The sequence below is a fragment of the Burkholderia sp. BCC1640 genome (assembly GCF_902833125.1).
Classification (GTDB): Bacteria; Pseudomonadota; Gammaproteobacteria; order Burkholderiales; family Burkholderiaceae; genus Burkholderia; species Burkholderia diffusa.
On sequence record NZ_CADFEF010000031.1, the window covers coordinates 17,101 to 36,059 of the forward strand.

Consider the following 18,959-nt stretch of genomic DNA (forward strand, 5'->3'; position numbering starts at 1 on the left):
TCCGGGTTCACGCGGTCGCGCGCGTGTCGGCGGGATGCGCCACGGCAGCGCATGGTGTCGGTTCGGTGGGGCCGATCAGGTCGATGAGCCCCGCGATATGGCGCGCGCTCAGATAGCCGAACGTCATGATCGGACCGAGCGTGATCCCCGCACCCGGATAGTTTCCACCCATGATGCTGGCGCGATCGTTGCCGACCGCGTACAGGCCGGCGATCGGCTTGTCGTCCGCGGCCAGCACCTGCCCAACCGCGTTGGTACGGATTCCGTCGAAAGTGCCGAGATCGCCCATCACCACCTTCAGCGCGTAATACGGCCCGTTGCCGAGCGGCGCCACGCACGGATTCGGACGATGATCGGCGTCGCCGAGATAGCGGTTGAACGACGTCGTGCCGCGGCCGAATTCGGGATCCTCACCATGTGCGGCATCACGGTTGTAGCGCTGCACGGTTGCCTCCAGATTCGCCGCATCGATACCGGCCCGCTGCGCGAGTTCCACCAGCGTGCGGCCTTGCACGAGATAGCCGTTGCGCAGCAGCGGCCCGAGCGGCACCGGTGCGGGTTTCGCAAAGCCGAGCCCGTATTTGCGGATCGTCGCGCGATCGCACACGAGCCACATCGCCGTTTCGGTCTCGTCGCGACATGCGGCGATCATCGCGGCACCGACGTCATGGTAGGAATTCGATTCGTTCGTGAAACGCATGCCGCGGCGGGTCACGCCGATGACACCCGGCTTGTAGCGATCGAGCAGATGCGGAAACACCCCGAAGCGGCCATCACCGAGCGGCACGCGCGAAACGGGCATCCATGCGGCCGGTTGCGGATAGCGAATCTCCACGCGGCCGCCAGCCTGCTCGGCCAGCTTCGCGCCGTCGCCGGTGTTGCCGACCGGCACGGGCGACACATGTTCGCCGCCGCGCGCGACGTGCGGATACGCACGCGCGATTCGCGCGACGTCGTGCGAGAATCCGCCGCTCGCCAGCACGACCGCACGGCGCGCGGAAATGCGATACGTCTCGCCGTCCGCCCCGACCATGGCGCCGGCGATGCGGCCTCCATCGGTCACGAGTTCACGTGCGGGCGTGTTCGTCAGGATCGGGATCCCGAGGTCCAGCGCCGACTTCGCGAGTCGCGCAGCGAGCGCGTTGCCGCTCGTGATCTGCACGCCGCGCCGGTACAGCGCGAGATCCTTCAGATGCGCGGCGAGCCGCTTCGTCACGTACCACGCGGACTTGAGCGAGCGCGTTGCGTTGAAGAAATGCTTCAGGTCCGCATTCGACGAATTGAACATCATCCCGATGAACGTGATCGTCTTCAACGGCGGATGCAGGCGCTCGAGATCGCGCCCGAGCCGCCGCGCATCGAACGGCGCCGCGACGACCGAGCGGCCGATGTCGACTCCGCCGGGCAGGTTCGGATGATAGTCGGGATACAACGTCGGGAAGAATTTCACGTCCGTTTCGCGCTCGAAGAATTCGAGCATGCGCGGGCCGTGCTCGAGAAAGGCCTCGATTGCCGCGTCGTCACGGAACGCGCCGGTTTCGCCGCGCAAATACATGCGCGCCGCCTCGCGCGTATCGTGCACGCCGTTTGCACGCGCGTGGCGATTGCCGGGAATCCACAGCACGCCGCCGGAAAACGCGGTCGTGCCGCCGAAGCACGCTTCCTTCTCGACGACGATCACGTCGAGGCCGGCCTTGCGCGCGGTAATCGCGGCGGACAGGCCGCCCGCTCCCGATCCGATCACGAGCAGATCGCACGTGACGTGCGTCGAACGATGCCGATCATTCATCATGTCTTCCTCCATGGATGGAACAGCCGCGCCGCCACACCGCTGAACACGGCATGTCTGCATCACGCGCGGCAATGTCGTTGAACTACCTTGCGCCGGCACCGGCCTCATAGCCCGGCCGCGGAACGAGATCCATCAGCATCGCATCGAGACCGCCGTCGACCACCAGTTCCGCTCCGTTCACATACGCGGCGCGCGGACTCGCGAGAAACGCGACGACGTTCGCGATGTCGTCGGGTCGGCCGATGCGCCGGCTCGCGGTCATCGCACTGCGGCGCGCCTCGATGTCCCCGCTCTGATAGAACGATTCGGACAGCGGCGTGCGGATCATCCCCGGACACACCGTATTGCTTCGAATGCCGCGCGGCCCCCACTCCGCCGCCAGTTGCCGCGCGAGCATCGCGACCGCCGCCTTGCTCGCGCTGTACGCACCGCTATGCGTCTGCGGGTAGCGCGCCGCGATCGACGCGACATGCACCAGCGAGCCCGAGCCGCGCGCCAGCATCGCGCGGCCGAACGCCTGCGAGCAAAGCATGTAGCCGGTGAGATTGACCTGCAGCATCGCGTTCCATGCGTCCAGGCTGATGGTCTCGATGCCGCCGGCACGCAACAGGCCGGCATTGTTCACGAGTACGTCGGCGGGACCGAGATCGCGCTCGACGCGTTCCGCGGCCTGGGTCACGCTCGCCGCGTCGCCGATGTCGCATCCGATCGCAACGACATCGCCGCCTGCCGTGCGCAGCCGCTCCGCGACGGCAATGGTCCTGTCCGCGTCGCGATCGAGCAGTGCGACTCGCGCACCGGCCGCCACGAGCACTTCGACAATCGACGTGCCGATGCCGCCCGCCGCCCCCGTCACGACACACACTTTTCCGTCGAGATGCAGCCAGTCCGCCTTCCGGTTGTCTGCTTGCGATATCATTAGGTTTCCTCTTTAAATAGGCTTGAAATGTCCGGATCGAACCGGCATACGCTGCCCGAACGTCGCGCGATGCGTCAGTTGCGAGCGCTACGTCGATGAGAAAAGTATAGAAGCGCGCATCGCGCGAAAATTGGACAAACGCCGCAAGCAACAGGACAATTTGTACACAGGAGGCCGCGCGGCATGAGGAGAATCCCTAACTACGATCTGTATGGCGAATCGGCGCGCCCGCCTTGGTACGACGCGTTCAACTTCGAATGGATACCGGAGCGCAGCCAGCCGAACGACTGGCGTATCGCCGCGCACCGCCACGATGCGCTATTGCAGATTTTGTACATCCGCGGCGGGCACGGGCATGTCGTGATCGAGAGCGGGAAGCACACGTTCGCGCCGCCGTGCCTCGTGCTGCTGCCCGCGCAGACGGTCCATGCGTTCGAGTTCTCGCCGCAAATCGACGGCCTCGTGATCACGGTCGTGCAGCACGCGCTGGAAAAACTGGTCAAGACGGTCGCGCCGGGCGCGCTGTCGATTCTGCAACGAGCGGCCGTGATTCCGGTCAAGGGGCCGGACGCGAGCGTGTCGATGCTGATGCCTTTGTTCGCGTTGCTCGAACAGGAATTCCGCAGCACGTCACGCGGCCGCGGCGCGGCCGGGATGGCGCTGCTGGTCGCGCTGGTCGTGCATGTCGCGCGCTTGAGCGATCTCGCGGCAGCGCCGTCGCATGCGGGCGTCGACCGGCGCGGGACGTTGCTGCGACGTTTTCGCGAGCTGATCGACACACACTTCCGCGAGCATCGGCCGGTGGAATTCTATGCGGAGCGGCTCGGCGTGACGGCCGCGCAGCTTGCGCGCGTCTGCCGCGAGGAGCTGGGGATTTCGACGACGGCGGTCGTCAACGCGCATCTGATCCGCGAAGCGCAGCGCGATCTGGTTTATTCGAATCTGAGCGTGAAGCAGATCGCGCACGAGATGGGCTTTGCGGACAGCGCGTACTTCAGCCGCTATTTCCGCAAGCAGACCGGTCAGACGCCGGGCGAATTCAGGGAATCGGCCCATCGCGACCTGATGCCCGGCCAGTCTTGAACCGGCCCGATCCGGACGGCGGAGCCGGTCGCGACACCGAGGTGTCGCGACCGGAAAAGCCGACCCGCCAGATCTGGCGGCCCGTCAGACCGCGACGGCGCCGACGTAGTTTTCCGCCATCGCCATCGCCGCCGAGCGCGACGTCGTCACGTGCTCGAGCTCCGCGACCTGCAAACGCTGCTCGAACGGCGATGCGTCGTCGAGACGATGCATCATGCGCGTCATCCAGTACGAGAAGTGTTCGGCGCGCCAGATCCGGCGCAGCGCGGTTTCGCTGTATGCATCGAGCAGGTCGGTGCGGTCTTCGTCATAGAACGCCTGCAACGCGGCCGTCAGGATGCGCACGTCCGACACCGCGAGGTTGAGGCCCTTCGCGCCGGTCGGCGGCACGATATGCGCGGCATCGCCGGCGAGGAACAGTCGCCCATGCTGCATCGTCGTCGACACGAAGCTGCGCATGCCGACGATGTTCTTCTGGAAGATCCGGCCTTCCACGACCCGCTGGCCGTCGGCGGAATCGACGCGCGCATGCATCTCCGCCCAGATACGATCGTCGGACCAGTTGTCGACCGAATCCTTCGGGTCGCACTGGAAATACATGCGCTGCACGTTCGGCGAACGCGTGCTGACGAGCGCGAAACCGCGTTCGTGGCGCGCATAGATCAGTTCGTCCGACGACGGCGGCGCTTCGACGAGAATGCCGAACCAGCCGAACGGAAAGACCCGTTCGTAGTCCTGCCGCAATGCGGCGGGGATCATCGTGCGCGACACACCCTGCGAGCCGTCGCAGCCGATCACGAAATCGCAGTCGAGCGTCTGTTCGACACCGTCGTGCACGAAGCGGATCGACGGCGCGTCGGTCTCGATGCCGGAAATCGTCGTCCCGGATACGTTGAAATACAGCGCACCGCCGGCCGCGACACGCGCGGCCACGAGATCCTTGAGCACCTCGTGCTGCGCATAGACGGTAATCGCCTTGCCGGTCAGTTCGGTGAGATCGATGCGGCGGCGCTTGCCTTCGAACGCGAGTTCGAAGCCGTGATGCAGCGCGCCTTCCGCTTTCATCCGGTCGCCGACACCGGCTTCAGTCTGCACGTCCATCGTGCCCTGTTCGAGCACGCCGGCGCGAATCGTGGACTCGATCTGTTCGCGACTGCGCGACTCCAGGACGACCGACTCGATGCCGCGCAGATGAAGAAGATGGGAAAGGAGCAGGCCCGCGGGCCCCGCGCCGATGATGCCGACTTGCGTACGCATGAATGTCTCCGGGTAGGATTGATTTTGCGCAAGTTTGGCGGCGGCGCGTGCTATCCCGCAACGCGATATCCGGAATATGAACTATCTCGATAACGGATAAAGGCCGAGTACGCTTCACGCCATGCGTGGTATGCGGCTACCCGGTCAGGGTTTTACCGTCGTCAGCCGAGACTCCATCCCGTCGATCTTCGCGAGCAGGCCATTGCCGAGTTCCGTCACGCGGCGCGGCATGCCGGGAATCGCCAGCAGCGCTTCGATCCGCCCGCGCCAGTAACTCGGACGACTCACGCGCATCGCGCACGGCATCGCCGCATCGCCGCTTTCGGCATCGCTTTCCAGCAACGCGACCATTCTCTCGATATGAGACAGCTCGCGCTCCACATAGTCTCTCGTCAGCATTTGATCGATATTCCCCCGCAACACAGCCCTGGCCTGTCGTCATCGCCGCATCGCCGCATGGTCGTTTTCGCGGGACACGTCGTACTCGCTTCTCGTCACGGTACGCACGCTCTGTGTCAGAACACCGCCGATCAGCGCAATGATTTGGTTCTTATCATCGGATCATTGCCGCGCAGCCTTCGAAACGTCGCCGCCGTGCCGCGTCGGATGCACCCGCACCCCGATCCTTCGTTGACGATCGTAGATGCTGCGCCTCGCCGCGACATCCTCAATATTGAGGATGCCTGCTGGAATCGATCGCACCGCATCCGTGCGATGCGGCGCCTGCGGCAATCAGAAAATGGGGATGTCCGAGGCACGCTCACGCGTGCGGAAATGGCCGTCACGACCGACATCGACAGCCGCATGCACGGCGTGCGGATCGGCACCATGCGCAGCAAGATCAAGGCGCCGTCGCAAGAACGGTTGTGAGAAGGCGCGCCGGTCCCGGCGCGCTGTAAGGCGACCGAACCCGCTCAGCCGCGCCGGCCGCGCAAGCCTTTGCTCTTGCCCGCAGGCGGTTCGCCCGCACTCATCCGGTCCAGTTGCCGAACGATCTCCGCGCGCAACTCGGCCGAAATCTCCACGCTGTCGAGCAGCTCGGAAATCCACAGCCCGTCGGCCGCGAGCCGGCAGATCATCAGCATCGCCGCCTGCTCGAGCGGCACCGGGTCCGGGCGCGTCCACTCACGCATCGGCACCGACCAGCGTGCACGTGTCTCCTGCTCGGTAATCATCGACGCGACCAGCACGCGCAGCACGTCGGTGCTCGCGGCCGGCTGCGCGGTGTCGAGCACCGCATGCAGATACGCGCGCGCCGCCGCGCCATTGTCATGCGCATCGGCCGCCCGGTGCGCGGCCATCTGCGATGCGAAGCGCTCGGTCGCCTGCCCGAACAGCGCATCGAGCAAGCCCTGCTTGTTCGCGAAGTGATACTGCAGCGCGCCTTTCGTCACGCCCGCGCGTTCGGCGACCGCGTCGAGCGTCAACGCGGCCACACCCTGATGTGTCGCGATCTCGGATGCGGCTTCCAGCAGTTGCGCGCGCACCTGCTCCGGCGCTTTTTTTCGCCGCACGCCGGCGGCGGGCGCGGCTTCGTGTGCTTCCGGTGCGCCTGCCGGCCCTGCCGTGTCGACAGGCGTGGAGATGTCGCGCGAAGCGGATTCTGGGCGTTTTTTCATGGGGGCGATGTTAGCACCCGTGGTCTCGATATAAACATTCCAGCTGGATGGTATGATCCGCCGCATGAACAAACCCGCCCCCTCCCACTGGTCCGCGCTCGACGCCGCGATCGCCCGCGGACGCGACGCGCTGATGCGTCTTCAGCAGCCTGACGGCAGCTGGTGTTTCGAACTCGAGTCCGACGCGACGATCACCGCGGAATACATCCTGATGATGCATTTCGTGGACAAGATCGACGACGCGCGCCAGGCGCAGATGGCGCGCTACCTGCGCGCGATCCAGCGGCTCGACACGCACGGCGGGTGGGACCTGTACGTCGACGGCGATCCGGATGTGTCGTGCAGCGTGAAGGCGTACTTCGCGCTGAAGGCCGCCGGCGACAGCGAGCATGCACCGCACATGGTCCGCGCGCGCGACGCGATCCTGAAGCTCGGCGGCGCCGCACGCGCGAACGTGTTCACGCGCATCCTGCTCGCGACGTTCGGCCAGGTGCCATGGCGCGCGGCGCCATTCATGCCGATCGAATTCGTGCTGTTCCCGAAGTGGGTGCCGATCTCGATGTACAAGGTCGCGTACTGGGCGCGCACGACGATGGTGCCGTTGCTCGTGCTGTGCTCGCTGAAGGCGCGTGCGCGCAACCCGCGCAACATCGCGATTCCCGAGCTGTTCGTCACGCCGCCCGACCAGGAACGCCAGTACTTCCCGCCCGCGCGCGGGATGCGCCGCGCGTTCCTCGCGCTCGACCGCGTGGTGCGCCACGTCGAGCCGCTGCTGCCAAAACGCCTGCGGCAGCACGCGATCCGGCATGCGGAAGCATGGTGCGCGGAGCGCATGAACGGCGACGACGGCCTCGGCGGAATCTTTCCGCCGATCGTTTACAGCTACCAGATGATGGACGTACTTGGCTATCCTGACGATCATCCGTTGCGCCGTGACTGCCAGAACGCACTCGAGAAGCTGCTGGTCACGCGGCCCGACGGCAGCGTCTACTGCCAGCCGTGCCTGTCGCCGGTATGGGACACCGCGTGGAGCACGATGGCGCTCGAACAGGCACGCGGCGTGGCCGCGCCGGAAGCCGGCGCACCCGCGAGTGCACTGGACGAACTCGACGCGCGCATCACGCGCGCGTACGACTGGCTCGCCGAGCGTCAGGTGAACGACCTGCGCGGCGACTGGGTCGAGAACGCGCCCGCCGACACGCAACCGGGCGGCTGGGCGTTCCAGTACGCGAACCCGTACTACCCTGACATCGACGACACCGCGGTCGTCACCGCGATGCTCGACCGTCGCGGCCGCACGCATCGCAACGCGGACGGCTCGCACCCGTATGCGGCACGCGTCGCGCGCGCGCTCGACTGGATGCGTGGCCTGCAATCGCGCAACGGCGGCTTCGCGGCCTTCGACGCCGATTGCGACCGCATGTACCTGAATGCGATCCCGTTCGCCGATCACGGCGCGCTGCTCGATCCACCGACCGAGGACGTGTCGGGCCGCGTGCTGCTGTGCTTCGGCGTCACGAAGCGCGCGGATGACCGCGCGTCGCTCGCGCGCGCGATCGACTACGTGAAGCGCACGCAGCAACCCGACGGCAGCTGGTGGGGCCGCTGGGGCACGAACTACATCTACGGCACGTGGAGCGTGCTGGCCGGGCTGGCGCTCGCAGGCGAAGACCCGTCGCAGCCGTACATCGCCCGTGCGCTCGCGTGGCTGCGTGCGCGTCAGCACGCTGACGGCGGCTGGGGTGAAACGAACGACAGCTACATCGACCCGGCGCTCGCCGGCACCAACGCAAGCGAAAGCGCGTCGAACTTCACCGCGTGGGCGCTGCTCGCGCAGATGGCGTTCGGCGATTGCGAATCCGACTCGGTGAAACGCGGCATCGCGTATCTGCAATCGGTGCAGCAGGACGACGGCTTCTGGTGGCACCGATCGCACAATGCGCCGGGCTTTCCGCGCATCTTTTACCTGAAGTATCACGGTTACACCGCGTACTTCCCGCTGTGGGCGCTCGCGCGCTATCGGCGTCTGGCCGGTGCGTCTTCTTCCAGCGGGTCCGGCGTGGCGACCTCGCACACCACCGACACCGCGCTCGCCTGAGCATGTGCGTCATGCCCGAGCCCAGGCTCGGGCGGCAACGCGCCGGTGCGCGTCACGGCGTCCGGCGCGATCACACTTCGATCCGCCACCCTTCCCGCTCGCTCGTCGCGCGGATCGCTCTCGGACACTGCACGCCGATCGTCGGCAATTCCACGCAGGCCGGCACGACGCAGGTTACGGCTTGCCCTGCAGCGACTCGACGATCCGGTACGCGGTCTTCACGCGATCCTCGATCGGGAAGCTGCGGTTCGCGAGCATCACGATCGCGATCCGCTTCGCGGGAACGAAGGCGACATACGTGCTGAAGCCGTTGGTCGACCCCGTCTTGTTGATCCACGTGTCCGGGCGCGGCTTGAGCGGCGGCTCGATTTTGGTCGCGGGCGTCGCGTTGTGGAGCATCGGCGGCGCATTCCCCGCGAGCAGCGTCGGCAACGCGACCGGATACGGATACTGTTCCCAGATCAGGTCCTGCGTGAACGGGCCCGCACGGAAATAGCCGGTATGCGTGCGTTCGAGCGCGCGCTGCAGCCGCGGCGACGTTTCGACGAGCCCCATGTTCGCCTGCACGAAGCGCAGCAGGTCGGCCGCCGTCGTCCTGACGCCGTACGCCGGCTGCCACAGCATGCCGCCCGTCATCCGGATCGGCTTGCCGTCCTGCGTATAACCCTGCGCATAGTCGGCCTGGCGCGCGGCGGGCACGTCGATGTAGGTATGCGTCATCCCGAGCGCGGGGAACAGCCGCTGTTCCATCAGCACCGCGAAGTCTTCGTGCATCGCCTTCGCGGTGAGAAAACCGAGCATCCCGATCGCGACGTTCGAATACGTGCGACGCGTTCCCGGCGCGTACGCAGGCCGCCATGCGTCGAGATAGCGCATCAGGTCCGCATCGTCGCGGATGCTGTCCGGCACCTGCAGCGGCATTCCGCCGGGCGTATGCGTGCCGAGATTGAGCAGCGTGACGACACCGAACGGCTTGCCCTGCAGCGCGGGAAGGTACTTGCCGGCGGGGTCCGTGAGCGACAGTTCGCCGCCTTCCTGTGCGTCGGCCGCGAGCGTCGCGGTCAGCGTCTTGCTGACGGAGCCGATCTCGAACAGCGTATCGCCGGTCACCGGCTTGCCGGTTTGCGTCGACATCACGCCGTAGTCGAACACATAAGGCTTGCCGTCGGCGACGACGCCGATCGCCATGCCGGGAATGGCGAACTGCTTCATCAGCGGCGCGACGTGGCGGGTCACGGTGTCGTGAATTTCGTCCTGCGTGGCGGCGGCCGAGCGGCCGGCCATGGCGGCGGCGCACGCGGCGACGAACAGGGTCGCGGCAATGCGGATCGCGTTGAATCGCATGATTGCGGTTCCTTCGATTTTTGTGATGGTTGCGTGAACAACAGGTCCGGCCGCGCCGCGTGAGGACTGCGGTAGCCGATCTGTCGAGCAGGACTATCCGCCGCCGGCCGCTTGCCAACAATCGATGAAATTTTGCGCGAGCCTAAAGAAAAACTTATGCGGCCCGCGAACCGGCCATACGGACGTCAGTCCGGCAACCGGTCGAGAAACGCCAGCATCGCGGCGTTGAAGCGCGCCGGCCGTTGCAGCGGCGCGAAGTGGCTCACGCCTGGCAGGATCGTCAGCGTCGCGCCCGGAATCGTGTGTGCGAGATACGCTGCATGGTCGGGGCGGATGAATTCGTCGTGCTCGCCCTGCACGATCGCGACCGGCACGGTGATCGCCGCGAGGTCGGCCGCGCTGTAATCCGGTTGCGTGCGCATCATTTCGCTGACGGCCGCGACGAACGCATCGAACTCGCCCGGCGTCGCGGACAACCGCGCGTAGTCCTTGCGGTGCCGCGCGAAGCAGCGGTCGATCAGCAGGCTCGGCACCATCTCCTTCGTGCCGCCCGGATCCATGTTGCACGCGAAGAAGAACACGCCCACCACACGCTCCGGCGCGCGGGCAGCCAGCACGAGCGACACGCACACACCGTCGCTCCAGCCGACGCAGCGCGCGCGCCCGATGTGCAGCGCATCGAGCACCGCGAGCACGTCGGAGGCCATGCGTTCGTAGGAATACCGGCGATCGTCGCGTGTGCTGCGGCCATGGCCGCGGCTGTCGATCACGATCGCGCGGTAGCCGGCAGCGAGCAGCGCCGGCACCTGGCCGCCCCAGTTGCCGGCGTGGCCGAGACCGCCGTGCAGCAGCACGACCGGCGGCCCATCACCGAACGACGCGTGCCAGATGCGCGCGCCGTCGTGGTCCAGCCATCCCTCGTTGTCGGCCGCCGGCAGCGGCGTGCCGCCTTGCGCGTCGAAGCGGATGAGATCGTCGTCGGTGAATTCCGCATTCATCGTTCTGCCGTCCTTTCGAGGGAGACGAGCTTGCGATTGTAATGCGCGGGGTGGCGTGCCGCGATGCGTCCGCGCACTGCGCGACGGTGCGGCGCCGTGCCGTCAGGCCTGCGTCGACACCAGCCCGCCTGAGGTCGAGCCGCCAGACTTCTGGATCGCCTGCGCAAGCTGCGCGATCGCCGTCGACAGCGCGGCGGAGATTGTGCTGGCTTCCGCGCTCAGCGTCTGCTGCTCGATCGCCGCGGCCGGATCGTTCTTCGCGCGCTGCGCGGCGGCCGCCATTTGCTGCTGCACTTGCGCGAGCTGTTTCTGCAAGCGCTCGATGAGTTGCTTCAGCTGCTTGACCGCGGGATCCTCGAACGAGGATTCCGACGCGCCCGGCGTCTGCCCCGCGCTGTCGGCCGGCGCCGCACTGCCCGTCGGCGACGACGCGGTGGACGTCGCCGTCGACGCGGCACCGGTGGCCGTCTGACCGGTGGTGAGCGAAGTCTGCGCGGCGGAAGAAAGATCGATCTGCATCGTGTCGGTCCGTAATGAGTGTGCGACTCGGGTCGGTTGAACAAGGGATACCTTGCAACTCGTTTACGGCATTCGTCGGACAAAACTTTAGCCCCGCCCTCCGAAGTGCGTTGAAACGGCACCTGCGCCGTGGCTGCCGTACGCGCACCGTCGATTGTCGCGAAGGGGCCAGATTAGGCGACCGTCGACGCTGGTAAAATCGCCCGCTGGCCTGCTGCCGCGGCATACCGGCTGCTTCCGGCAAGGCCGCGCGGGCTATCCGCGTCGGCGCCCGCCCGATCGGGCCCGATACGCGATGCCGTCCGGCGCCGTCGGTGCGCGAGCCCCGCGCCCGCATCGACATGACGACGCGCCGACTCCGGCACGCACACCCTTCATCACGCATTTCGAGGAACTTACGATGGCCCGCATCGGCGCCTTCTGCCTGACCACGTGGCTCGCGGCCGCGATTCTCTATTTCGGCCAGCATTCGGTCGCGATGATTGCGCTCAGCGGCGTGGTCGTGTTCGGCGGATTCGACCTGCTGCGTCCGTAACGCCGGTCGGCGCGGCGCGAACACGATCAGCCCGTCAACGCTTCAACACATCACCGCGGCAACGTCCTCAACGACGACGGCCCGCCCGACAGCGCAATGCGCTTGCCCGTATCGCGCAGCTTGCCGCCCTCGACCACATACAGCGCGAGCTGGCGCTCGACGTTGAACTGCACCATCACGTGCCGGCTATCGGCCGTAAACACGATGCCCTGCGCGGCTTCGCCGCCCGGCACGTCGCTCGTCTGCACCGCACGGCCGTCGCGTATCTCGAACAGCACCACCCTGCCGAGCTTGTGGCGACCCGGGTTGTCGGCGGTCAGGTTCGAGCCGTCCATCGCCTGCACGGCGATCCACTTCCCGTTCGGCGAGATCGCAACGCCTTCCGGCAGCGACGGTACCGTCAGGTACTGGACCGTGCGGAACGGCGTGCGCGACACGTCGATCAGCGCGACCGAATCGGCATCGCCCGCGAGCGTGCCCGTGTAGCCCGGCAGCCCCGCGAGCCCGACGTTGCTGACGACGGCCCAGCGATTGTCGCTCGACACGTCGATCGTATAGGGCGCAACGCCCGTGCTCAGCCGCGTGCCGCTGTCGGTCACCTTGCCGTCGTCGACGTTCAGCACCGCGACACCCTGCTCGTCGCGCAGCGACACGAGCGCATGCTTGCCGTCGTGCGTGAAGCTGATCCCCGCGAGCCGCTTCTTGCCGATCCTCAGGTTGCCGTCGAGCGTCACCTGCGTCCCGTCGATTCGCAGGATCGACACGCTGCCGTCGACGTTCGCCACCAGCGCAAGCCGGCCCGACCGGTCGATCGCGATCCCCTGCGGGTGCGTGCCGAGTTCGATACGCGTGATCGCCGGCGGCGACGCATCAAGGTTCACGACCTGCAGGAACGTGTCGTACACGAGCTGCTTCGCGTTCTGGTCATAGCGCGTCGGCGCGCCGACCAGCGCGAGCTTCGCGCCGGGCGCGATCGCGACGGCCTGCGGCGGCCCCTGGATGCCGTTCTCGACATCGACCTGCAGCACGACCTTCGGCGGAACCACACTCGCGTCGAGCAGCGTCAGCGTGTCGGCGGGCGGCGACGCGAGATAGGTGTCGCGCCCTTCGACGCGCTGGTACTTGCCGTCGTTGCCGGACACGATCCAGTCGGCCGCATGCGCGGCGACGGCAGTGGTGACGAGCGTCAGCGCGGCGAGCAGGCGGGCGCGACGAAGGCGAAAGGGATTCGAATGCATGGCGGTCGGTTCTCCGGATTGGTTGCGGACGCAATGACTCGCACGACCCTGCTGCTCGACGGGTCGATGCAACCGCATGATGCATGAAAGCCCTCGAATCCGGCGTCTCGTGCCCGCCGCTCGAGAACATGCAGGGCGGGTTGATGCGTCCCGCGCTATGTCACATATCAATCAATTTGTGACAACGTGTGCGAGAATTCCGAACCGGCGCATTCGGTCGGCACACCGGCACACGTCGCGCGACTCACGACACTCACGGCATCGAGGAAACGCATGGATCGGCAACTGCGCTGGGGCGACGCCAGCAGGAGGGACAGCGTCAACGACGGGCGAAATGCCATCCTGCGCGCGACGCTCGATACGATGATCGAGCACGGGATCGACCGTCTGTCGATCGACGACGTCGCGCGTCGCGCGAACATTTCTCGACGCACGCTGTACCGCTATTTCGGCACGAAGAAGGAACTGATCCAGGGCGTGATTGGCGTCGAGAATGCCGCGTTCTTCGACGAGATGCAGCGTGCGCTCACCGGCTTCGAGCACGACTTCGAGGCCTATTGCGAGGAAAGCATGTGCTTCGCGGTGCGCTACCGCGATCGTCATCACGGCGGTTTTCACCACAACTATCTCGCGACGAGCGTCTCCACGGAGGTGTTCGGCTACATCGTCGAGAACGTCGCGCCAATGTGGCAACGCGTGCTGGAACGGCCGTACCGCGAATACGTCGCCCTGCATGGCGCGCAGGTGCCCGCACTTGACGACATCATCGCGCTGATCAGCCGCATCGGGCTCGCATACTGCCTGATTCCGGCGGACGAGCAGGCGATGCGCGCGCAGATGCGCATCCTGTGGACGTTCCGGCCCGTACCGACCGGCAAGCCGGTCGCCGCCAGGATGAAGGCGGCGCGCTGAACGGCAACGCGCGCGATGTCGCGCAACCCGGCCGATGCCATCCGATACCGGCCACGAACCTTTCAACTCACACTGGATTCCCTCATGACGACCTGCGGAGTTTCCGTCTCCGGCCGAACGCTCGATCGCGCCGACTTGCTGCTTCTCGTCGAAGGCTCGCCCGCGCCGATTCGTCTCGAAGACTGCGACCTTGAAGGCGCGGACCTTTCGCGGCTCGATTTGCGCGGCGTGCGATTCGAGCGCTGCGCGCTCGCGGAAGCGTCGTTCGTCGGCGCGACACTCGCGCAGACCGCGTGGATTCGCTGCCGCGCGCGCCAGACGAGCTTCGCGTCGGCCGACCTGGAGGACGCGCAGTTTCAGTCCTGCGATCTCAACAACACGAGCTGGCGCCGCAGCAAGCTGAGCTCCGCACGCTTCGACGAATGCAGGCTCACCGGTGCGGACTTCGAGGAATGCAAGTCACTCGGCATCGAGTTCTCGAACACACTGCTGGTCGGCGCGAGTCTGCGCCGTTTCTCGTTCCGAAAGACGCGGCTCGTGGCGCTCGATTTCTCGGATGCCGATCTCGCCGGCACCGACTTTCGCGACGCCGTGTTCGAAGGCGGCAGCCTGAGCAACGCGCATCTGAACGACGTCCGGTTCGATGGAGCCGACCTGCGCGACGTGGAACTCGGCGGCACGCCGAAGCTACTCGCGTCGGGCGTGCTGCGCGGCGCGACCATCTCGTATGACCAGGCCGCGATGCTGATCGAGAATCTGGGAATCCGGGTCACCTGACGACTGCACGCGCATTGCTTCGCATCGCGGCCGATATCCGCGACTTCGCGCGCGAACCGCGCATGTTGCAAATGTCGCCGGCGATCTGTCGAATATTTTCGTCACTTCGGCGGCATTCCGAGCGGCGCGCACCACGCACGCCCCGCGCGCTCACATTCGCCCACTGAACCCAACGGAATTCAAATCACTAGGGAAAATCCTGAGACATCCTTACAGCGATTTACCTGATGATTCACAGGAACGTCATGTTTCGGCGATTCCACTTTGCAAAGTGCTTTCGTTTTGCTTTAACGCTTCGATATCTCCGCGCGGCAAACGCGACGATCGAAGCACGAAACGGCAAGCGTCCGCAAGTCGCCAGGTGTTCAATACTTTCAACAACCCGGTCGAGAGTAATCGTGAGAATCCGTGGCCCGCTGGTGCGGTGGAGACGAGGCGATGCGCGCAACGTGCGCGTCGCGATCTCGTCCGCCGACGACAGTGACCGCCGGCAGAGTCCTCGCCAGCATCTGTCGATCTATACCATCCTGTCCCGCCGTTCCGTCCGCCGTCACAACGCCGTCGCCGCACGCGCGTTCGTTGCGATCCACACCGACGACGTGGCATCGCTCCTGCCTTAGCACCCCGTCCCTTCCGTTCGACCTGCGCATCGTGTCTGCGCGATTCGCTTCGTAGACCGAATGGACTCCCGATCATCATGCAGCGCCGGCGCTCGTTTCGAATGCCGGCCGGTTACACACGTCCACCCTTGAACCGTGGCGCGGCGACTCGCCAACCGCCGAGCACCGCGCGCTCCAATACGGAAGACATGCCATGCAACTCCGCACCCTTCGCCTCGCCATCGCAACCGCCGCCATGATGTCCGTCGCGGGCATCGCCGCCTTCGGCAGCACGAACGCCCAGGCGGTCGGCGAGCTGAATATCTACAACTGGTCCGACTACATCGCGCCGGACACGATCCCGAATTTCCAGAAGCAGACCGGCCTGCACGTGCGCTACGACAACTACGACAGCGACGACACGCTGCAGGCGAAGCTGCTGTCGGGGAACTCCGGCTACGACATCGTCGTGCCGACATCGAACTACATGGCCAAGCAGATCCAGGCGAACGTCTACCAGCCGCTGGACAAGACGAAGCTGCCGAACCTGTCGCACCTCGATCCGCTGCTGATGAAGATGGTCGCCGACGCCGATCCGGGCAACCAGTACGGCGTGCCGTGGGCGTATGGCACCGACGGCATCGGCTACAACGTGCAGGCGGTGAAGAAAGCGCTCGGCGACAAGGCGCCGGTCGACAGCTGGGCGCTGGTGTTCGACCCGGCCAACATGGCGAAGCTGAAGAGCTGCGGCGTATCGTTCCTCGACCAGGCCGTCGACGTGTTCGCCGCGACGCTGCAGTACATGGGCAAGGATCCGAACAGCACGAATCCGGCCGATTACCGCGCCGCGTACGAGGTGCTCAAGAAGGTGCGCCCGTACATCACGCAGTTCAACTCGTCGGGTTACATCAACGATCTCGCGAACAACGACCTGTGCGTGTCGTTCGGCTATTCCGGCGACGTCGGCATCGCGCATCGCCGGGCAGCGGAAGCGAAGCGTCCGTACGAGATCCGCTTCGCGAATCCGAAGGAAGGCGGGCTGCTGTGGTTCGACATGATGGTGATCCCGAAGGACGCGCCGAACCGCGACGCCGCGCTGAAGTGGATCAACTACCTGCAGGACCCGAAGGTCAACGCGGGGATCACCAACGCGGTGTTCTACCCGACCGCGAACAAGGCCGCGCGCCAGTTCGTGAAGCCCGCGATCGCGCGCGATCCGTCGGTCTATCCGGCCGACGAGGTACTGAGCAAGATGACGTTGCTCAAACCGATGCCGCCCGAGATCCGCCGGCTCCAGAACCGGTTGTGGGCGCAACTGAAGACCGGGCGCTGACGGGGCAGCTCGCGACGGGCAGCAACGGCCACGGCCACCCTATCGCTGCACCCGCTCCGCATGCGGCAACGCGGCCGCGAACGTGGCGTCGATGAACCGGATCACGTCATCGAGCGACGACGTACACTTCGCGCCCGCGGCAAGCTCCCGAAACGCGCCGTCCGGTCCGAGGCAGATGAGCGGCTTGCGCCATTGCCGCGCGAGCGCGATCTCCTCGGCCGTCCCGTGCCCGCCGGGCAGCGCGACGATCAGGTCACTGCTCAGCACGTTCACGTAGTTCCGGTTGATGGTGTGCGGATCGGCGCCCGGTTCGCGGCGCGGCAGCGGCGTGAGGATCGGTATCTCGACGAACGGATGCGGATAGCCGTCGAGCGGCGCGAAGCCCGCGTGCGGATCGGCCTGCGTCGGCAGGATGCCGATCGACCGGCCCGCCCGTCCCGGCACGCCGGCGAACGCACGCGCGACCGCCAGCATCACGCCCTGGCCGCCGCCCGTCAGCAGGTTGAAGCCAGCCTGCGCGAGCCACGCGCCGAGCGGCTCGGAAAACGCGAGCCACGGTTCCTTGCCCGAGCCCATCACGCCGATCGTTCGGTTGTTGCGTTGCATCGTGAATTCCAGTGATGAAGTTGAATTGAACCGAAGCGTGGCGCCAGGTCGCGAATCCCGGCGCGCGCCGCGCGTCGTCATTCGAGTTCGACGCCCTTGAGCTCGGGGATCAGGAACAGCGTCGCGACCATGTCGAGCACGTAGAGGCCGGCGAGCAGCGCGATCGCCGTCTGGAACGAGTAGTGTGCGGCGAGCGCGCCGACCGCCACCGGCCCGAAGCCGCCGACCGCGCGACCGATGTTCCACAGCACGTTCTGCGCGGTCGCGCGCGCGGCGGTCGGATAGCCTTCGGACATCAGCGTGCCGTAGCCGCCGACCATCCCGTTGACGAACATCCCCATCAGCGCGCCGGCCCACAGCATCGCCGTCGGGTCCGTCAGGCGCGCATATGCGAGGACCGTCACGACCGAACCGAGCTGGTACAGCAGGAACGTCGGCTTGCGGCCGATGCGATCGGCGAGCTGCCCGAACGTCCAGACGCCGATCATCATCCCGACGACAGTCGCCGCCGTCCACAGCCCCGACTTCGTCAGCGAGAAACCCATCTGCTTCGACAGGAAGGTCGGCAGCCAGATCATGATCCCGTAATAGCCGAAGTTCTGGACCGAGCACAGGATCACGATGCCGAGACTCGTGCGCGCGGTGCGGGCGTCGGCGACGAGCATCCGGAACGCGTTGGCCCGCGGCCGCGCCGCGCGTTGCACGAAGACTTCCGGCTCGTGCAGCCGGTTGCGCAGCAGCCACGCGAGCAGCGCGGGCAGCACCCCGACCGCGAACATCCCGCGCCAGCCGATGTGGAGCAGCAGCAACGGCGTCAGCAGCGCGGCCAGCAGCACGCCAGCCTGCCAGCCGAGCGCGACGTAGCAGGACACGCGCGCCCGCTTGCTCGCCGGCCACGCTTCGGCCGCGAGCGCCATGCCGATTCCGAACTCGCCGCCGAGGCCGATGCCGGCGATGGTCCGATACACGAGCAGATCCCGGAAACCCTGGGCGAACGCGCACAGGCCGGTGAAGATCGCGAACAGCACGATCGTCCAGGTCAGCACGCGCACGCGGCCGTAGCGGTCGCTCAGGGCACCGAACAGAATGCCGCCCGCGACGGCGCCGATCAGCGTCCACGTGACAAGCGCGCCGCCTTGCCCGGGCGTCAACTGCAATGCCGCCGTGATCGCCGGCAGCATGAAGCCGAGGATCAGCAGGTCGAAGCCGTCCATCGCGTAGCCGATCGCCGAACCGGCCAGCGCCTTCCACGCGTACGCGCCGACCTGCTCGCCGCGCGGCGTCGCCGGATCGCCGAGCGCCGAAGATTTCATGTTTGCTGCCATGGTGT

At 66.4% G+C, this 18,959-nt stretch carries 19 protein-coding genes; 8 read left to right on the forward strand and 11 right to left on the reverse strand.

Going from position 1 to position 18,959, the window contains the following annotated elements; translation table 11 throughout:
• Positions 1 to 7: 7 nt before the first annotated feature.
• Entirely contained in the window at positions 8 to 1,789 is a 1,782-nt protein-coding gene (locus tag HWX25_RS26960) for an FAD-dependent oxidoreductase (protein WP_244135297.1), read from the reverse strand.
• 85 nt (positions 1,790 to 1,874) lie between these two features.
• Entirely contained in the window at positions 1,875 to 2,708 is an 834-nt protein-coding gene (locus HWX25_RS26965; RefSeq protein WP_175911543.1) for an SDR family oxidoreductase, read from the reverse strand.
• A gap of 186 nt (positions 2,709 to 2,894) precedes the next feature.
• Here HWX25_RS26965 and HWX25_RS26970 point away from each other — a divergent pair, with 186 nt between their 5' ends.
• Positions 2,895 to 3,794: a helix-turn-helix domain-containing protein gene (locus HWX25_RS26970; RefSeq protein ID WP_059820799.1), complete on the forward strand. Its 900-nt coding sequence runs from the start codon at positions 2,895 to 2,897 to the stop codon at positions 3,792 to 3,794.
• An 84-nt stretch (positions 3,795 to 3,878) separates the two neighbouring features.
• On the opposite strand, the gene HWX25_RS26975 is transcribed toward HWX25_RS26970, so the two are convergent.
• Together HWX25_RS26975 and HWX25_RS26980 are read right to left on the reverse strand one after the other, a co-directional pair.
• A complete protein-coding gene (locus HWX25_RS26975) occupies positions 3,879 to 5,051 on the reverse strand; it encodes a 4-hydroxybenzoate 3-monooxygenase (protein ID WP_175911476.1) in 1,173 nt (390 codons plus the stop codon).
• A gap of 144 nt (positions 5,052 to 5,195) precedes the next feature.
• Positions 5,196 to 5,450 carry a hypothetical protein gene (locus HWX25_RS26980; RefSeq protein WP_059820801.1) on the reverse strand — a complete coding sequence of 85 codons (255 nt, stop codon included), beginning with the start codon at positions 5,448 to 5,450 and terminating at the stop codon, positions 5,196 to 5,198.
• A gap of 57 nt (positions 5,451 to 5,507) precedes the next feature.
• Between HWX25_RS26980 and HWX25_RS26985 the strand changes: the two genes are divergently transcribed.
• Positions 5,508 to 5,921 (forward strand): hypothetical protein, encoded by a 414-nt coding sequence (locus HWX25_RS26985; protein ID WP_175911478.1) that lies wholly within the window; start codon positions 5,508 to 5,510, stop codon positions 5,919 to 5,921.
• 44 nt (positions 5,922 to 5,965) lie between these two features.
• On the opposite strand, the gene HWX25_RS26990 is transcribed toward HWX25_RS26985, so the two are convergent.
• Entirely contained in the window at positions 5,966 to 6,670 is a 705-nt protein-coding gene (locus HWX25_RS26990; RefSeq protein ID WP_175911480.1) for a TetR/AcrR family transcriptional regulator, read from the reverse strand.
• Between the two features lie 52 nt (positions 6,671 to 6,722).
• Between HWX25_RS26990 and shc the strand changes: the two genes are divergently transcribed.
• Positions 6,723 to 8,768, forward strand: a complete 2,046-nt coding sequence (gene shc / locus HWX25_RS26995) for a squalene--hopene cyclase (RefSeq protein WP_175911482.1) — start codon at positions 6,723 to 6,725, stop codon at positions 8,766 to 8,768.
• A gap of 174 nt (positions 8,769 to 8,942) precedes the next feature.
• Here the strand turns inward: shc and ampC are convergent, their stop codons facing one another.
• The 3 genes from ampC to HWX25_RS27010 form a co-directional block, all read right to left on the reverse strand.
• Positions 8,943 to 10,112: a class C beta-lactamase gene (ampC, locus tag HWX25_RS27000; RefSeq protein WP_175911484.1), complete on the reverse strand. Its 1,170-nt coding sequence runs from the start codon at positions 10,110 to 10,112 to the stop codon at positions 8,943 to 8,945.
• A 185-nt stretch (positions 10,113 to 10,297) separates the two neighbouring features.
• A complete protein-coding gene (locus HWX25_RS27005) occupies positions 10,298 to 11,110 on the reverse strand; it encodes an alpha/beta hydrolase (protein WP_175911486.1) in 813 nt (270 codons plus the stop codon).
• Positions 11,111 to 11,212: 102 nt separating this feature from the next.
• A complete protein-coding gene (locus tag HWX25_RS27010) occupies positions 11,213 to 11,629 on the reverse strand; it encodes a hypothetical protein (RefSeq protein ID WP_175911488.1) in 417 nt (138 codons plus the stop codon).
• Between the two features lie 400 nt (positions 11,630 to 12,029).
• Between HWX25_RS27010 and HWX25_RS33800 the strand changes: the two genes are divergently transcribed.
• Positions 12,030 to 12,164 carry a hypothetical protein gene (locus tag HWX25_RS33800; protein WP_006750603.1) on the forward strand — a complete coding sequence of 45 codons (135 nt, stop codon included), beginning with the start codon at positions 12,030 to 12,032 and terminating at the stop codon, positions 12,162 to 12,164.
• A 50-nt stretch (positions 12,165 to 12,214) separates the two neighbouring features.
• Here HWX25_RS33800 and HWX25_RS27015 read toward each other — a convergent pair whose 3' ends face one another.
• Positions 12,215 to 13,402, reverse strand: a complete 1,188-nt coding sequence (locus tag HWX25_RS27015; protein WP_175911490.1) for a beta-propeller fold lactonase family protein — start codon at positions 13,400 to 13,402, stop codon at positions 12,215 to 12,217.
• 273 nt (positions 13,403 to 13,675) lie between these two features.
• Between HWX25_RS27015 and HWX25_RS27020 the strand changes: the two genes are divergently transcribed.
• The 4 genes from HWX25_RS27020 (at position 13,676) to HWX25_RS27030 (ending at position 17,023) form a co-directional block, all read left to right on the forward strand.
• Positions 13,676 to 14,314 (forward strand): TetR/AcrR family transcriptional regulator, encoded by a 639-nt coding sequence (locus HWX25_RS27020; protein ID WP_175911492.1) that lies wholly within the window; start codon positions 13,676 to 13,678, stop codon positions 14,312 to 14,314.
• Positions 14,315 to 14,398: 84 nt separating this feature from the next.
• Positions 14,399 to 15,091: a pentapeptide repeat-containing protein gene (locus HWX25_RS27025; RefSeq protein ID WP_175911494.1), complete on the forward strand. Its 693-nt coding sequence runs from the start codon at positions 14,399 to 14,401 to the stop codon at positions 15,089 to 15,091.
• A 398-nt stretch (positions 15,092 to 15,489) separates the two neighbouring features.
• A complete protein-coding gene (locus HWX25_RS33535) occupies positions 15,490 to 15,711 on the forward strand; it encodes a hypothetical protein (RefSeq protein WP_244135293.1) in 222 nt (73 codons plus the stop codon).
• Positions 15,712 to 15,904: 193 nt separating this feature from the next.
• Positions 15,905 to 17,023 carry a polyamine ABC transporter substrate-binding protein gene (locus tag HWX25_RS27030; protein WP_175911496.1) on the forward strand — a complete coding sequence of 373 codons (1,119 nt, stop codon included), beginning with the start codon at positions 15,905 to 15,907 and terminating at the stop codon, positions 17,021 to 17,023.
• Positions 17,024 to 17,062: 39 nt separating this feature from the next.
• Here HWX25_RS27030 and HWX25_RS27035 read toward each other — a convergent pair whose 3' ends face one another.
• Positions 17,063 to 17,629, reverse strand: coding sequence for a DNA-binding protein (locus HWX25_RS27035; protein WP_175911497.1), 567 nt, complete (start codon positions 17,627 to 17,629; stop codon positions 17,063 to 17,065).
• Positions 17,630 to 17,706: 77 nt separating this feature from the next.
• Positions 17,707 to 18,954 (reverse strand): MFS transporter, encoded by a 1,248-nt coding sequence (locus HWX25_RS27040; protein WP_175911499.1) that lies wholly within the window; start codon positions 18,952 to 18,954, stop codon positions 17,707 to 17,709.
• Positions 18,955 to 18,959: the final 5 nt, after the last annotated feature.

Coding starts and splice junctions, on each gene's coding strand:
- HWX25_RS33800 (WP_006750603.1), top strand. CDS start 12,030: ATGGCCCGCATCGGCGCCTTCTGCCTGACCACGTGGCTCGCGGCCGCG.
- HWX25_RS26975 (WP_175911476.1), bottom strand. CDS start 5,051: ATGCGTACGCAAGTCGGCATCATCGGCGCGGGGCCCGCGGGCCTGCTC.
- HWX25_RS27040 (WP_175911499.1), bottom strand. CDS start 18,954: ATGGCAGCAAACATGAAATCTTCGGCGCTCGGCGATCCGGCGACGCCG.
- HWX25_RS26980 (WP_059820801.1), bottom strand. CDS start 5,450: ATGCTGACGAGAGACTATGTGGAGCGCGAGCTGTCTCATATCGAGAGA.
- HWX25_RS27020 (WP_175911492.1), top strand. CDS start 13,676: ATGGATCGGCAACTGCGCTGGGGCGACGCCAGCAGGAGGGACAGCGTC.
- HWX25_RS26970 (WP_059820799.1), top strand. CDS start 2,895: ATGAGGAGAATCCCTAACTACGATCTGTATGGCGAATCGGCGCGCCCG.
- HWX25_RS26990 (WP_175911480.1), bottom strand. CDS start 6,670: ATGAAAAAACGCCCAGAATCCGCTTCGCGCGACATCTCCACGCCTGTC.
- HWX25_RS26985 (WP_175911478.1), top strand. CDS start 5,508: ATGGTCGTTTTCGCGGGACACGTCGTACTCGCTTCTCGTCACGGTACG.
- HWX25_RS27025 (WP_175911494.1), top strand. CDS start 14,399: ATGACGACCTGCGGAGTTTCCGTCTCCGGCCGAACGCTCGATCGCGCC.
- HWX25_RS26960 (WP_244135297.1), bottom strand. CDS start 1,789: ATGAATGATCGGCATCGTTCGACGCACGTCACGTGCGATCTGCTCGTG.
- HWX25_RS27035 (WP_175911497.1), bottom strand. CDS start 17,629: ATGCAACGCAACAACCGAACGATCGGCGTGATGGGCTCGGGCAAGGAA.
- HWX25_RS27010 (WP_175911488.1), bottom strand. CDS start 11,629: ATGCAGATCGATCTTTCTTCCGCCGCGCAGACTTCGCTCACCACCGGT.
- shc (WP_175911482.1), top strand. CDS start 6,723: ATGATCCGCCGCATGAACAAACCCGCCCCCTCCCACTGGTCCGCGCTC.
- ampC (WP_175911484.1), bottom strand. CDS start 10,112: ATGCGATTCAACGCGATCCGCATTGCCGCGACCCTGTTCGTCGCCGCG.
- HWX25_RS27005 (WP_175911486.1), bottom strand. CDS start 11,110: ATGAATGCGGAATTCACCGACGACGATCTCATCCGCTTCGACGCGCAA.
- HWX25_RS27015 (WP_175911490.1), bottom strand. CDS start 13,402: ATGCATTCGAATCCCTTTCGCCTTCGTCGCGCCCGCCTGCTCGCCGCG.
- HWX25_RS27030 (WP_175911496.1), top strand. CDS start 15,905: ATGCAACTCCGCACCCTTCGCCTCGCCATCGCAACCGCCGCCATGATG.